Below are 12,021 nucleotides of genomic sequence, written 5' to 3'. Positions count from 1 at the left end.
GCGCCCGCCGCGCAGTCGGGGCGCCCACACCGACAGCCCAGCCGATCCGCGCCCGCGGCCAGCACCCCCAACGCATCGGCGCGGCGCTGCTCACGGCTACGCGGATCATGCGCACACACCGTGGCCGCCACCGCATCCAGTCGCTTCTCGAGTGCGCGGGCATCCGAGCTGAACAGGACCCCCTCGATGCGCGCCAACCCATCGCCCATATCCCCGATCCACACCTCGCGGCCCGCCGCGCGGTCCCGGCGCCGGCGCACCGCATCGGCATCAGCCTTCGCGACGATTCGGTCAACCTGAGCGGCCAACCGGGCCGGGGTCAGCGATGGCCACCGGGCCACCTGCGCGGCCAACTGCCCATCCACGGCCGCCACCACGTCGCGATCGGTGATCAGATCGGTGCGAAACACCAGCGTCTGCACCATCCGAAAGTCGATGTCCCCGGCGGCGAACACCGCCGCCACCCGCGGCAACCGCTCGCGCAGCGCCCGCGCATACCGCACCCGACTGGCCGCCAACCCCTGACCGATCCGCAACTCCGCGGCCACCTCCGCGGCCACCGCCGCCTCGGTGTCCACCGCCCACTCCTCAGTCTCAGCACACCGCGACAACCGATAGGCGAACAACCGCCCGATCGCCGCCAGCTGCCCGGCCACCGCCCGATTCTCCGCCCGCACACACCCGCCGGCCTCGGCAAGCATCGCCGCCGACTCCTCCGTCCGCGACGGATACCGCCGCTCGAAGTGCTCGTCGAACGCGGCAAGCACCTCCGGCGACGACACCCTGGATTCGAACATACATTCGATTATCTCAGGGGGGTCTGACAACTTCCCCGCCGACTAGTCGCCATGCCGGACCCAGGCGAAGATGTACAAGCTCATCGCCGTGACGAGCGCGATCAGCACCCATTGGACGATGGCCTGGTCGATCCACGAACCGGGCGGTGGCGCGCCGGGAAGAATGTTGCGCAGCGGGACGATGGCGAACAGGTTCGCGGCATACCAGGTGGCGAATGGCGGCAGAAACTTCCTTCTGCCCAGCGCCATCGGAATGGCGACCAGCAGCGCCAGGGTGGGCAGGCTGATGAGGACCAGGCAGATGCCCAGGTCGAAGATCAGCGGGCCCTTGGCCCTCTTCAGGGTGATGACCACGTTCCCGTTGTCGGTGCCGCGCTGCGTCGGGAGCGCACCGGGGTCGTGGACGCGGTTCACGGTGATGTCCCACCCGTCCAACTCCCCGGTCACCTCGACCCGGGCGGGCACCTTTTTCAGGGTGTCACCCGACCCGACGAACGCGTCGGCAGAGATCGGCTCGGTCCGGTACGAGTCGAACGGCCAGTTGCCCGGATCGCCGTGCGCTACGACCGTGGTGCTCAGTTGCGCCGGCGCCTTGCCCTTCGGGTAGTGCAGGTCGCCGAGGTCACTCGTGGGGTACAGGCGCACGGCGACGTCGGTGCCCAACACGTCGAATCGGTTGTCGTATGCCGAAATCCCAGGATACACAAGAACATTCACCGCGAGGCGCTTGGCGACCGGCTTCAGTTCCTCGACCTGCAGCTGCACGATCGTCGCGTCGCCCCCGCCCTGGCTCAAGTCCAGCGGAGGCAGCGGTCCCTCGGACCTCTCTAGCCAGTGAACGCCGAACAGGGACAGCATGTAGGCGGTGACGACCACCGCCAGGACGGCCACGCCGATCACGATGCGCGGCCGCTTCGCCATGTGTTTGCGGGGCGGGGGTGCGGACGGTGTCGGCGCGTCCGATGGGGGCGGCGGTGCCGGTGCCGCGGGAGCCTCGGCGGTCATTGGTAGGCCACCGATGATTCAGGGCTCGTCGAGGGCCACACGTGGTCAGATGCTAGCGAAGTCGCGCACACCGTGCGCGCCGATGAAAGCCCCGTCACTCACCGTCCATGAGGCGGTAACCAGCTCGTCGTTTCAGCTGTGGGCGGTGCCGCCGGGAGCGGCCGAAGTTTGCTGCGCGACGCAGCGGAATCCGATGTGGGTGGTCGCGGTGTCCTGCGACTGCGGTGACCGCGCGGCCGGACGATAGCGGTGGCAATATTCCGGCGCGCAAAGGTGCGAACCGCCCTTGAGCGTCTGGCTGACGGCGGGATCCGCCGGCCCCGCAGGGGCACAACACGCTTTCGGCGGCTCGTCGAGCCGGTGGTGCGCGGAGAACTGTGTCGCGGTCCACTCCCAGACGTTGCCGATCATGTCTAGCAGGCCGAATCCGTTGGGGGGAAACGTCCCCACCGGCGATGTACCGACCCAGCCCAGGGCGCCGTCGTTGCGGTATGGGAAGCGGCCCTGCCAGGTGTTGGCCATCAGCCGACCGTCGGGGTTCGGTTCGTCGCCCCACGCGTAGGTGCCCGTGCTCCCGGCGCGGGCCGCATACTCCCACTCGGCCTCGGTCGGCAGCCGCCGGCCGGCCCACCGCGCGTACGCGGCGGCGTCGGGGTAGGCCACCTGCACCACCGGGTGGTCGGCCCGATCGGCGAGGTCGCTGTCCGGCCCGAACGGATGGCTCCAGCTGGCACCCGGTACCCAATGCCACCATTGCCGCCAGTCGCGCAGGTCGACCGGGCCGGGAGTGGGGCGAAAGACCATGGCGCCCGGACGCAGATCAGCCGGGTCGGCCCCCGGGTACAGCGTCGGGTCGATGGGCCGCTCGGCAACCGTCACATAGCCTGTGGCGGAGACGAATTCGGCGAACTGCGCATTGGTCACCGGGTGTCGCTCCACCGCGAAAGCCGGCACGGTGACAGTGTGGATCGGCGCTTCTTCGGGATAGAAGCTGGTGCACCCCATGCGGAACGATCCGCCCGGAAGGTCGACGAGCTCGGTGAGCACCAGTTCAGGGTACGAGCGCGGCAAGCGGGCGGTAGCTCATCGCGAAGAATCACCAGTTCATCGGCAGTTTGTTTGCTCGTTAATCCGTGGCGGTAAGTGTGTCAACGTGAAGCGCACCGCATCGGCAGCCGCCATCAGCCTGTTCGCCGCGGCGGCGGTGGCGGTCTCAGCATGCAGCACCGACTCCCATCCGACGCTGGCGTATGCCGCCGGCGCCAAGGTGGAGTGCGGCGGCAAGCAGGCGCTGACGGCCAGCGGCTCGACCGCACAAGCCAACGCGATGACGAAGTTCGTCGCCGCCTACGGGAAGGTGTGCGCCGGGCAGACCCTGAACTACACCGCGAACGGATCGGGCGCCGGAATCAGCGACTTCCTGGCCGGCAGAACGGATTTCGGCGCATCGGACACGCCGCTTTCGGGGGACCAATACGCCGCGGCCAAACAACGCTGCGGCGGCGCCGACGCGTGGAACCTGCCGGTGGTGTTCGGCCCGCTGGCCATTACCTACAACCTCGGCTCGGTCGACTCGCTGGTGCTCGACGCGTCGACGATAGCCAAGATCTTCGACGGCACCATCACGCGCTGGGACGACCCGGCGCTCACCGCGCTCAACGCATCGATGCCTTCCGAAGAGATTCGGGTCATCTACCGCAGCGACGCGTCCGGGACCACCGACAACTTCCAGTCCTACCTGCAGGCCGCGTCCGGCGGGGCCTGGACCAAGGGCACGGGCAAGGCGTTCAACGGAGGCATAGGCACCGGCGCCGCGGGCAACAACGGCACCGCGGCACTGGTGAAATCGACCGAGGGCGCGATCAGTTACAACGAGCTGTCTTTCGCTCTGCAGCAAGGGCTTTACGCCGCCGAGATCAAAACCCCGGCGAGCCGCAGGTCGTTGCGACCGGTGCGGATCGGCACCGACACCGTCGGCAAGACCATCACCGGCGCCAAGATCATCGGCAGCGGCAACGACCTGGTGCTCGACATCTCGTCGTTCTACAACCCCGCCCAGCCCGACGTCTATCCGATCGTCCTGGCCACCTACGAGATCGTCTGCTCCAAGTACCCGGCGCTCGACGTCGCCAAGGCCGTCAAGGCGTTCCTGCAGGCGGCGATCGGACCCGGCCAGGTGGAGCTGGCGAAGAGCGGCTACATCCCGCTGTCGCCCAACTTCCAGGCCAGGGTCTCGAGCGCAGTCGACGCGATCAGTTCGGCGGATTCACCGAATCCCGAGTAGGTGTCAGGCCTTCTTCGGCGGCTTTTTCTCGCGGGATCGCCACCAGGCGACGATGAACAGCGACATCGCCGTAACCAGCCCTATCAACACCCACAGCACGACGGCTTGGTCGATCCAGGAACCCGGCGGTGGGGAGCCGGGCAGGAAGTTGCGCAGCGGGACGACGGCGAACAGCAGTGCCGCGAACCAGGTTCCCAACGGCGGCAGGAAGGTGGTCCGGCCCAACGCCATCGGGATGGCCACCCACAACGCCAGCACCGGAAGGGCGATGAGGACCAGGCAGATGCCGACGTCGAAGATCAGCGCACCCTTGGACCGTTGCAGAGTGATGATCAGGTCGTCCTGCACATCGGGGTTGGCGTCCTCGGGGTCGTGGACGCGGGTGACGGTGGCGTCCCAACCGTCCAACTTTCCGGTCGCCTCGACGCGGGCGGGTGCCTTCTCGCGGCTGGCGCCGGTACCGGTGAACACGTCGGCGGCGATCACCTCGGTCTTGTACGTGTCGAACGGCCAGTTGGCGGGGTCGCCGTGCGCCACGATGGTCGTGCTGACCTGGGCCGGTGCTTTACCCACCGGGTATTGCAGGTCGCCGAGGTCGTTGTCGGGGTAGAGGCGCACCGCGGCGTCGGTGGTCAGTACCCCGAAGTTCTTGTCCCACAACGAATCCTTGGGGTAGACCGTCACGTTCACCGTCAGGCGGTTCGCGACGGTATCCAGCTTCTCCAGGCGTACCTGAACGACGCTGTCTTCAGCCTCCACCTTGCTCAAATCCACCGAGGGAAGCGCTGGCGCCGACTTTGCCAGCAGATGCACGGCAATCAGCGAGAGGGCGTAGATGACGATGAGGGAGGCGACGATTCCAAAAGCGATGGCGATTTGCCGGCCCCGGTGGTTGGCGGGCGCCGGCGGCGCGGGAGGCGCCGGATTCCCGGCGGTCATTGAGGCATCACGGGGCAGATGCTAACAGGGACAACTGCATATTTCAGGGGATAGTGACGGCGAATTGCTGCATTAGCGTCGATTTAGCCGCTTCGAAACCCGGCGCTTTGCCGGGCCCCTCCAGATGGATGGCGACCAGGTACGCCTGAGTGTTGGTCCAGATGTGCGTGATGCGGTCGGCGAACTCGTTTGCTCCGGCCCCTCCGTTGGTACCGCTGAGTAGCTGGCTGCTGTAGCCGCAGAATTGGGCCGCCGTGACGGTGACCTTGGCCCCCGGGTTCGCCGTTCGCAAGTCGGTGGCGTAACGCAGGAACGCGCCCCCCGGATCCAGGTCGGTGCGGGCGATGGTCACCCGCACCGACATGCCGTCGGGACCGGTCGACGTCAACGCCACGTCACCCGTGCCCGGCGTCGCATTCCAGCCGTCGGGCAGCGGGACCGTGAGCACGGGCGCCGCCGGGTCGGCCACGGAGGCCTTGGTCATGGAGCCGCTGGCGGGCGGCGGAAAGCACACCAAGGCATTGGGCGGAATGTGGTCGGGCAGCGTGGTTTCGATGCCGGGTACCGGCTCGGCCGGGTCTGGCGCTCGCGTGGTGGCCGACGTCGACGAGGCGGTGCCACCGACGGCCGTTCCGCCCGTGGTCTTCTCACATCCCGCCGCAGCGAGCGCCAACAGGCACAGCGCCAAGGCTTCAGTCGCGCGAAAAGGCAAGCGCAATTTCGGCTTCCACGTCCATATAGGGCCGCCCGGACAGGTCGACGGTAACTCGGGAGATGGTGCCACCGGTGAACGAGAACGGCGCTTTGTAGCGGCTGCATACTCCGGAGCCGCCGTTGCGGCCGACGGTGATCCCGGCGCCCGCGATCCCGAACGTTCCCGGATGCGTCTGCACGTCCGCGAGCGTGCCGACCACTTCGTCGTCGATGAACAACGTGACGTCGCCGAGCGGCGTGTGGCTGTCCGGCACGGTTCCGGTCCGCGCATAATTCACGCCGAGCAGATGCCTGCCGAGCGGCACCGCGCCCGATGAGGAGACCGCCTGCTGGCGTTCACCCAGGAAGTTGTAGACGTAATGCAGGCGCCCGTCCTGGATGAACAGCACGTGCCCGCCGTGGGCGCCGCCCTGCTTGAACAGCACCCCTTCCGCGCCGGTGGTGTCGACGCTCACCTCGGCCACCACCGCGAACGACCTGCCGCGGATTTCGGCGCCGGCGCCGATGCTCACGTCCGCGCAGTCGGGGTAGTAGACATAGCTGGATCGGTCACCGACGAGGTAGGGGCGGAACCGCGTCATCGTCTCCAGGATGTTCAGGTCCGAGAGCGGCAACCCGTTGTATTTGGCGGCTTCGGAGAACCACAGCGCCTTGAGTTCTTCTAGCTTGTCCGGCTGCTCGGCGGCCAGGTCGTGACACTGACTGCGGTCGGCCTCGATGTGGAACAGCTCCCAGCGGTCGGCGTCGAAGTGCGACCAGCCGGCCGGCGTGGCCGCGTGCACGGTGTTGGCGAACCACCCCTGATGCCATATCCCGCGAGTGCCGAGCATCGAGTAGAACTGGGTCTGCTTCCCGGTGTCGGCGTTCGAATCAGCAAGGGCCGCTTTAAAACTCACGCCATCCAGGGGCTTCTGCACGATGCCCCGAACAGTTTCGGGGGGCGTCATGCCCAGCAGGTCATAGACCGTGGGCGTGATGTCGCAGACGTTGACGTAGTTGTCTCGGATCTCCCCGTGTGCGGCAACACCATTGGGCCACGAGATGATCGCCGTGTCGGCGATGCCGCCCTCGTGCGACGCGTACCGCTTGTAAAGCTTGTACGGGGTGTTGAACGCCATCGCCCAGCCGATCGGGTAATGGTTGTAGGTCTCCGGACCGCCGAGGTGGTCGAACAACTTCATGCTCTCTTCGACCGTGTCGATGTAGCCGTTGAAGAACTTGCCCTCGTTGACCGATCCGTTCGGGCCGCCCTCCCCGCTGGCGCCGTTGTCGGAGATCACCACGATGAGGGTGTTGTCCAGTTGACCGGATTCCTCCAAATAGTCCAGGATCCGGCCGATTTGGGCGTCGGTGTAGCTGAGGAAGCCGGCGAACACCTCGGCCATCCGGGAGAACAGCTTCTTCTCATCGGCGTTCAGCGAGTCCCAGGGGCGGACCGTGTCCTGCAGCGGCCAGGGCTCGCCCTGCGGCCCCTTGACGTCGGAGTACGGGTTGACCGGAGAGAGTTCGGTGTCGGGCGGCACGATGCCCATCGACTTCTGGTTTTCCAGCACGATCTCGCGGTAGGCCTCGTAGCCCATGTCGAAGCGGCCGGCGTAGCGGTCCGCCCATTCGGAGAAGACGTGGTGCGGCGCGTGCCCGGCGCCCGGGCACACGTAGCTGAACCACGGCTTGTCCGGCGCGATCACCTTGGCGTCGCGGATGAATTCGATGGTCTTGTCGGCGATGTCCTTCGACAGGTGATAGCCGTCTTCGGGCGTGCCCGGCGGGTTGACCGGATGGTTGTCGTACACCAGGTCGGGATACCACTGGTCGGTCTCGCCGCCCAGGAAACCGTAGAACCGCTCGAAGCCGCGCGAGGTCGGCCAATGTCGTTTGGTGGACGCCAGATTGGACTCTTCGAGCGGCGTCAGGTGCCACTTGCCGATGCAGTACGTGTTGTAGCCGCGCTCGGTGAGCACTTCGGAGAGCAGCGCGGTATCGAACGGGATCCGGCCGTTGGCATTCGGGAACGCGTCGGTGAACTCCTCGATGGTGGCCATGCCGACCGTGGTGGCGTTGCGGCCGGTCAGCAGCGAGGCCCGGGTCGGCGAGCACAGCGCGGTGGTGTGGAATTGCGACAGCCGGACACCACGCTCGGCGATGCGGGTCATGGCGGGCATCTCGACCAGACCGCCGAAACAATCCCAGGTCGCAATGCCGGTGTCGTCCCACACCAGGTACAGGATGTTCGGCGAGTTCTCCGGCGCGGTCGGCGCGGCGTAGGGGCCCCAGTCCGGCTCGGAGTCCCGGATATCCAGCTCGATCTTGCCTTGGAAGGCCGGCGAGTCAGTCGACATGCGCCGAGAGTAACGCGGCCGCGAAATTTCCGATCGCTTTTCGCCGACCGCCGCCCCCCGCAAAGCAAAACGCCCGGGACCACCAGGACCCGGGCGTTTCGATGTCGCTTCGCGGCTACTTGGCCTTCTCGAGAATTTCGACGAGCCGCCACCGTTTGGTCGCCGATGTCGGACGCGTCTCCATCAGCGAGACGCGGTCGCCGATGCCTGCGGTGCTGTTCTCGTCGTGCGCCTTCACCTTCTTGGTGGTGCGGATGATCTTGCCGTACAGCGGGTGCCGCACGCGGTCCTCCAGCTCGACCACGATGGTCTTCTGCATCTTGTCGCTCACCACGTAACCGATGCGGACCTTGCGCCGGCCACGGACCTTCGGGTTGGCCGGAGTGTGCTTGGGGCCCTTCTCTTTCGAGGGCGTGTCCGTTGCGGCCGCCTTCGGGGCCGCCTTCTTCGCTTCTGCCATCACGATTCCTTACCGTCGGGCCCGGAAGCCAGGCCCAGTTCTCGTTCGCGCAGCACGGTGTACACGCGCGCGATCTCCTGCCGCACCGCGCGCAGCCGGCGGTTGTTGGACAGCTGCCCCGTCGCCATCTGGAAACGCAGGTTGAACAGCTCCTCTTTGGATTCGCGCAGACGCTCGGTCAGCTCCTCGTCGGTGAGCTCACGCAGTTCGCCAGGCGAAATTCCCACTGCCATCAGAACTGATCCTCTCGGGTCACGATGCGTGCCTTGATCGGCAGCTTGTGGATTGCACGGGTGAGTGCCGCCCGGGCCACCTGCTCGTTGGGGTAGCTCAGCTCGAACAGCACGCGGCCGGGCTTGACGTTGACCACCCACCATTCCGGCGAACCCTTACCCGAACCCATCCGGGTCTCGGCGGGCTTCTTGGTCAGCGGGCGGTCCGGGAAGACGTTGATCCACACCTTGCCGCCACGCTTGATGTGGCGGTTGATCGCGATACGCGCGGACTCGATCTGCCGGTTGGTGACGTAGGCGTGCTCGAGGGCCTGGATGCCGTAGTCACCGAAGTTCACCGCCGTGCCGCCGCTGGCGATGCCGCGCTGGCGGGGGTGGTGCTGCTTGCGGTGTTTAACCCTGCGGGGAATCAACATGATTCAGCTCTCCGTGCTCTGCGGTTCTGCGGCGGGCGCGGGCTCGGCCGCTGCGGCCGCGGTGCTTTCTTCGGCGCCCGCGGCGGCCCGCCCGGCCTCGGTGCTGGTCGCCGTGGTGCCCGACGCACCGCTGCGGCGGGGACGCGTGCCCGACGGACGCTCGCGACGGGGACGGTCGGCGCCCGCCGGGGCGGCGACGGCGAGTTCGCGTTTCCCACCGACGATGTCGCCCTTGTAGATCCACACCTTCACACCGATCCGGCCGAAGGTGGTCTTGGCCTCGTACAGGCCGTAGTCGATGTCGGCGCGCAGCGTGTGCAGCGGCACCCGGCCCTCGCGGTAGAACTCCGAACGGCTCATCTCCGCACCGCCCAGACGACCCGAGCACTGCACCCGGATGCCCTTGACGTTGGGCTGACGCATCGCCGACTGGATGGCCTTACGCATCGCGCGGCGGAACGCCACCCGGTTGCTCAGCTGCTCGGCGACGCCCTGAGCCACCAATTGCGCCTGGGACTCGGGGTTGCGGACCTCGAGGATGTTGAGCTGAACCTGCTTGCCGGTCAGCTTCTCCAGGTCCGCGCGGATGCGGTCGGCCTCGGTGCCGCGGCGGCCGATGACGATGCCGGGGCGCGCGGTGTGGATGTCGACGCGCACCCGGTCGCGGGTGCGCTCGATCTCCACGTCGGCGATGCCGGCGCGCTCCAGTCCGGTGGACAGCAGCTTGCGGATCGCGACGTCTTCCTTGACGTAGTCCGCGTACTGCTTGTCGGCGTACCAGCGGGACTTCCAGTCCGTGGTGATACCCAGCCGGAAGCCGTGCGGATTGATCTTCTGGCCCACTAGTCTGAGCCTCCCTTCGCCTCAGAAGTCTCAGACGTAGTTTTCTTCGCCGGAGCGGACTTCGCCGCGGCCTTCTTGGCGGGCGCCTTCTTGGCGGGCGCCTTGGTGGCGGCCTTCTTCGCGGGCGCCTTCGCGGCGGCCTTGCTGGCCTCGGCGCGGCGGGCCCTCGTCGACTTCGCCGAACGCTGGTCCTTTGCCGGCCGGCTCTCCACCACGACCGTGATGTGGCTGGTGCGCTTGCGGATCCGGAACGCGCGCCCCTGGGCGCGCGGGCGAATCCGCTTGGCGGTCGGACCCTCGTCGGCGTACACCGTGGCGACCACCAGGGTGGCCGGGTCCAGGCCGTTGTTGTTCTGCGCGTTCGCCGCGGCGCTAGCGATCACCTTCGCCACCGGCTCGCTGGCCGCCTGGGGCGCCCAGCGCAGAATGTCGAGCGCGTCGGCCACCGAGCGGCCACGCACCAGGTCGATCACCCGGCGGGCCTTCGTCGGTGAGACCCGCACGAACCGCGCCTTGGCGACCGCCGACGGGAATTCAGTTGTGGTCATCGCCGTTTGGCCTTCCGGTCGTCCTTGATGTGTCCCTTGAAGGTTCGCGTCGGCGCGAATTCACCAAGCTTGTGACCGACCATCGACTCGGTGACGAACACCGGGACGTGCTTGCGTCCGTCGTGGACGGCGAAGGTGTGACCGATGAAGTCCGGAATGATCGTCGAACGCCGAGACCAGGTCTTGATGACCTGCTTGGTGTTCTTCTCGTTCTGGACGTCCACCTTCTTGAGGAGGTGGTCGTCGACGAACGGGCCCTTCTTCAGGCTGCGTGGCATGGTTGGCTACTCCTCGAGTTCCTAGCGACCGTGCTTCTTGCCGGTGCGCCGGCGCCGGACGATGAGTTTGTTGCTGGCCTTGTTCGGGTGGCGGGTGCGGCCCTCCGGCTTGCCCCACGGGCTCACCGGGTGGCGACCACCGGAGGTCTTACCCTCACCACCACCGTGCGGGTGGTCCACCGGGTTCATGACCACACCACGGACCGAAGGGCGCTTGCCCTTCCACCGCATCCGGCCGGCCTTGCCCCAGTTGATGTTTGCCTGTTCGGCGTTGCCGACCTCGCCGACCGTGGCGCGGCAGCGCACGTCGACACGGCGGATTTCACCGCTGGGCATACGCAGCGACGCGTAGGTGCCCTCTTTACCGAGCAGCTGGATGCTCGAGCCGGCGGACCGCGCCAGCTTGGCGCCACCGCCGGGCCGCAGTTCCACGGCGTGGATCACGGTACCGGCGGGGATGTTGCGAAGCGGCAGGTTGTTGCCGGGCTTAATGTCGGCGTTCGCGCCCGACTCCACCACGTCGCCCTGCGAAAGGCCTTGCGGCGCGATGATGTAACGCTTCTCGCCATCCAGGAAGTGCAGCAGCGCGATGTTGGCGGTCCGGTTCGGGTCGTACTCGATGTGCGCGACCTTGGCGTTGACGCCGTCCTTGTCGTTGCGGCGGAAGTCGATCACCCGGTAGGCCCGCTTGTGGCCGCCACCCTTGTGGCGGGTGGTGATGCGGCCGTGTGCGTTACGGCCACCGTGGCCGTGCAGCGGGCGCACCAACGACTTCTCCGGCTCCGACCGGGTGACCTCGGCGAAGTCGGACACGCTGGAGCCGCGGCGGCCGGGGCTCGTCGGCTTGTACTTACGAATTGCCATGTCTAATCAGGTCTTTCTCTCGCGCGCGGCTAGGCCGGGGCCCCGAACAGGTCGATGGGCTTGCTACCGGGCGCCAGCGTGACGATGGCGCGCTTGGTGCCCTTGCGCTTGCCGTACCCGGTCCTGGTGCGCTTGCGCTTACCCTGCCGGTTCGCGGTGTTCACCGATGCGACCTTGACGGAGAAGATCTTCTCGATGGCGATCTTGATCTGCGTCTTGTTCGAATCGGGGTGCACCACAAAGGTGTACACGTTCTCATCCAGGAGGCCGTAGGACTTTTCCGAGATGACCGGGGCCAGGA

Annotated in this window: 15 protein-coding genes; 1 reads left to right on the top strand and 14 read right to left on the bottom strand. The window is 67.1% G+C overall.

What is annotated here, in order from left to right:
- The 3 genes from A5711_RS13405 to A5711_RS13395 all read right to left on the bottom strand — a co-directional run.
- The coding region (locus A5711_RS13405; RefSeq protein WP_156744925.1) for a DUF222 domain-containing protein at positions 1–797 on the bottom strand (797 nt) is incomplete at its 3' end.
- Between the two features lie 42 nt (positions 798–839).
- Complete coding sequence (locus A5711_RS13400) at positions 840–1,718, bottom strand: DUF4436 domain-containing protein (RefSeq protein WP_067947208.1); 879 nt, start codon at positions 1,716–1,718, stop codon at positions 840–842.
- A 216-nt stretch (positions 1,719–1,934) separates the two neighbouring features.
- Complete coding sequence (locus A5711_RS13395; protein ID WP_067947206.1) at positions 1,935–2,849, bottom strand: formylglycine-generating enzyme family protein; 915 nt, start codon at positions 2,847–2,849, stop codon at positions 1,935–1,937.
- Positions 2,850–2,955: 106 nt separating this feature from the next.
- Between A5711_RS13395 and pstS the strand changes: the two genes are divergently transcribed.
- Entirely contained in the window at positions 2,956–4,086 is a 1,131-nt protein-coding gene (pstS, locus tag A5711_RS13390; RefSeq protein WP_067947204.1) for a phosphate ABC transporter substrate-binding protein PstS, read from the top strand.
- A gap of 3 nt (positions 4,087–4,089) precedes the next feature.
- Here the strand turns inward: pstS and A5711_RS13385 are convergent, their stop codons facing one another.
- From A5711_RS13385 to rplW, 11 genes are all read right to left on the bottom strand, one after another.
- Complete coding sequence (locus tag A5711_RS13385) at positions 4,090–5,025, bottom strand: DUF4436 domain-containing protein (protein WP_067947202.1); 936 nt, start codon at positions 5,023–5,025, stop codon at positions 4,090–4,092.
- Between the two features lie 43 nt (positions 5,026–5,068).
- Positions 5,069–5,713 carry a hypothetical protein gene (locus tag A5711_RS27245; protein WP_197501028.1) on the bottom strand — a complete coding sequence of 215 codons (645 nt, stop codon included), beginning with the start codon at positions 5,711–5,713 and terminating at the stop codon, positions 5,069–5,071.
- Positions 5,714–5,717: 4 nt separating this feature from the next.
- Positions 5,718–8,078 carry an arylsulfatase gene (locus A5711_RS13375; RefSeq protein WP_067947200.1) on the bottom strand — a complete coding sequence of 787 codons (2,361 nt, stop codon included), beginning with the start codon at positions 8,076–8,078 and terminating at the stop codon, positions 5,718–5,720.
- A 115-nt stretch (positions 8,079–8,193) separates the two neighbouring features.
- Positions 8,194–8,538 carry a 30S ribosomal protein S17 gene (gene rpsQ, locus A5711_RS13370; RefSeq protein ID WP_067947198.1) on the bottom strand — a complete coding sequence of 115 codons (345 nt, stop codon included), beginning with the start codon at positions 8,536–8,538 and terminating at the stop codon, positions 8,194–8,196.
- Positions 8,538–8,771 (bottom strand): 50S ribosomal protein L29, encoded by a 234-nt coding sequence (gene rpmC, locus A5711_RS13365; protein ID WP_066951916.1) that lies wholly within the window; start codon positions 8,769–8,771, stop codon positions 8,538–8,540. Before rpmC ends, rpsQ begins: the two co-directional genes overlap by 1 nt.
- A complete protein-coding gene (rplP, locus tag A5711_RS13360; protein WP_007167840.1) occupies positions 8,771–9,187 on the bottom strand; it encodes a 50S ribosomal protein L16 in 417 nt (138 codons plus the stop codon). The genes rpmC and rplP overlap by 1 nt, the downstream gene beginning before the upstream one ends.
- 3 nt (positions 9,188–9,190) lie before the next feature.
- Complete coding sequence (rpsC, locus tag A5711_RS13355) at positions 9,191–10,030, bottom strand: 30S ribosomal protein S3 (protein ID WP_067947196.1); 840 nt, start codon at positions 10,028–10,030, stop codon at positions 9,191–9,193.
- The gene (gene rplV / locus A5711_RS13350; protein ID WP_067947194.1) at positions 10,030–10,578 is read right to left on the bottom strand and encodes a 50S ribosomal protein L22; all 549 of its coding nucleotides are present in this window, start codon (positions 10,576–10,578) and stop codon (positions 10,030–10,032) included. Before rplV ends, rpsC begins: the two co-directional genes overlap by 1 nt.
- Positions 10,575–10,856 (bottom strand): 30S ribosomal protein S19, encoded by a 282-nt coding sequence (gene rpsS / locus A5711_RS13345; protein WP_006245110.1) that lies wholly within the window; start codon positions 10,854–10,856, stop codon positions 10,575–10,577. Before rpsS ends, rplV begins: the two co-directional genes overlap by 4 nt.
- A gap of 21 nt (positions 10,857–10,877) precedes the next feature.
- Complete coding sequence (gene rplB / locus A5711_RS13340; RefSeq protein WP_067739765.1) at positions 10,878–11,720, bottom strand: 50S ribosomal protein L2; 843 nt, start codon at positions 11,718–11,720, stop codon at positions 10,878–10,880.
- 29 nt (positions 11,721–11,749) lie between these two features.
- A complete protein-coding gene (gene rplW / locus A5711_RS13335; RefSeq protein WP_082975731.1) occupies positions 11,750–12,019 on the bottom strand; it encodes a 50S ribosomal protein L23 in 270 nt (89 codons plus the stop codon).
- Positions 12,020–12,021: the final 2 nt, after the last annotated feature.

Origin of the sequence: Mycobacterium sp. E2238 (assembly GCF_001672665.1) — a bacterium.
In the GTDB taxonomy this organism is placed as follows: Bacteria; Actinomycetota; Actinomycetes; order Mycobacteriales; family Mycobacteriaceae; genus Mycobacterium.
Note: the sequence above shows the minus strand (reverse complement) of the source record. Positions and strands in the feature narration are given on the sequence as shown.

Bases quoted from the DNA above. Each gene is read 5' to 3' on its own strand.
- rpmC (WP_066951916.1), bottom strand. From the start codon at position 8,771: ATGGCAGTGGGAATTTCGCCTGGCGAACTGCGTGAGCTCACCGACGAG.
- rplV (WP_067947194.1), bottom strand. From the start codon at position 10,578: ATGACCACAACTGAATTCCCGTCGGCGGTCGCCAAGGCGCGGTTCGTG.
- rplP (WP_007167840.1), bottom strand. From the start codon at position 9,187: ATGTTGATTCCCCGCAGGGTTAAACACCGCAAGCAGCACCACCCCCGC.
- A5711_RS13385 (WP_067947202.1), bottom strand. From the start codon at position 5,025: ATGACCGCCGGGAATCCGGCGCCTCCCGCGCCGCCGGCGCCCGCCAAC.
- A5711_RS13375 (WP_067947200.1), bottom strand. From the start codon at position 8,078: ATGTCGACTGACTCGCCGGCCTTCCAAGGCAAGATCGAGCTGGATATC.
- A5711_RS13400 (WP_067947208.1), bottom strand. From the start codon at position 1,718: ATGGCGAAGCGGCCGCGCATCGTGATCGGCGTGGCCGTCCTGGCGGTG.
- rpsS (WP_006245110.1), bottom strand. From the start codon at position 10,856: ATGCCACGCAGCCTGAAGAAGGGCCCGTTCGTCGACGACCACCTCCTC.
- rplB (WP_067739765.1), bottom strand. From the start codon at position 11,720: ATGGCAATTCGTAAGTACAAGCCGACGAGCCCCGGCCGCCGCGGCTCC.
- rpsQ (WP_067947198.1), bottom strand. From the start codon at position 8,538: ATGGCAGAAGCGAAGAAGGCGGCCCCGAAGGCGGCCGCAACGGACACG.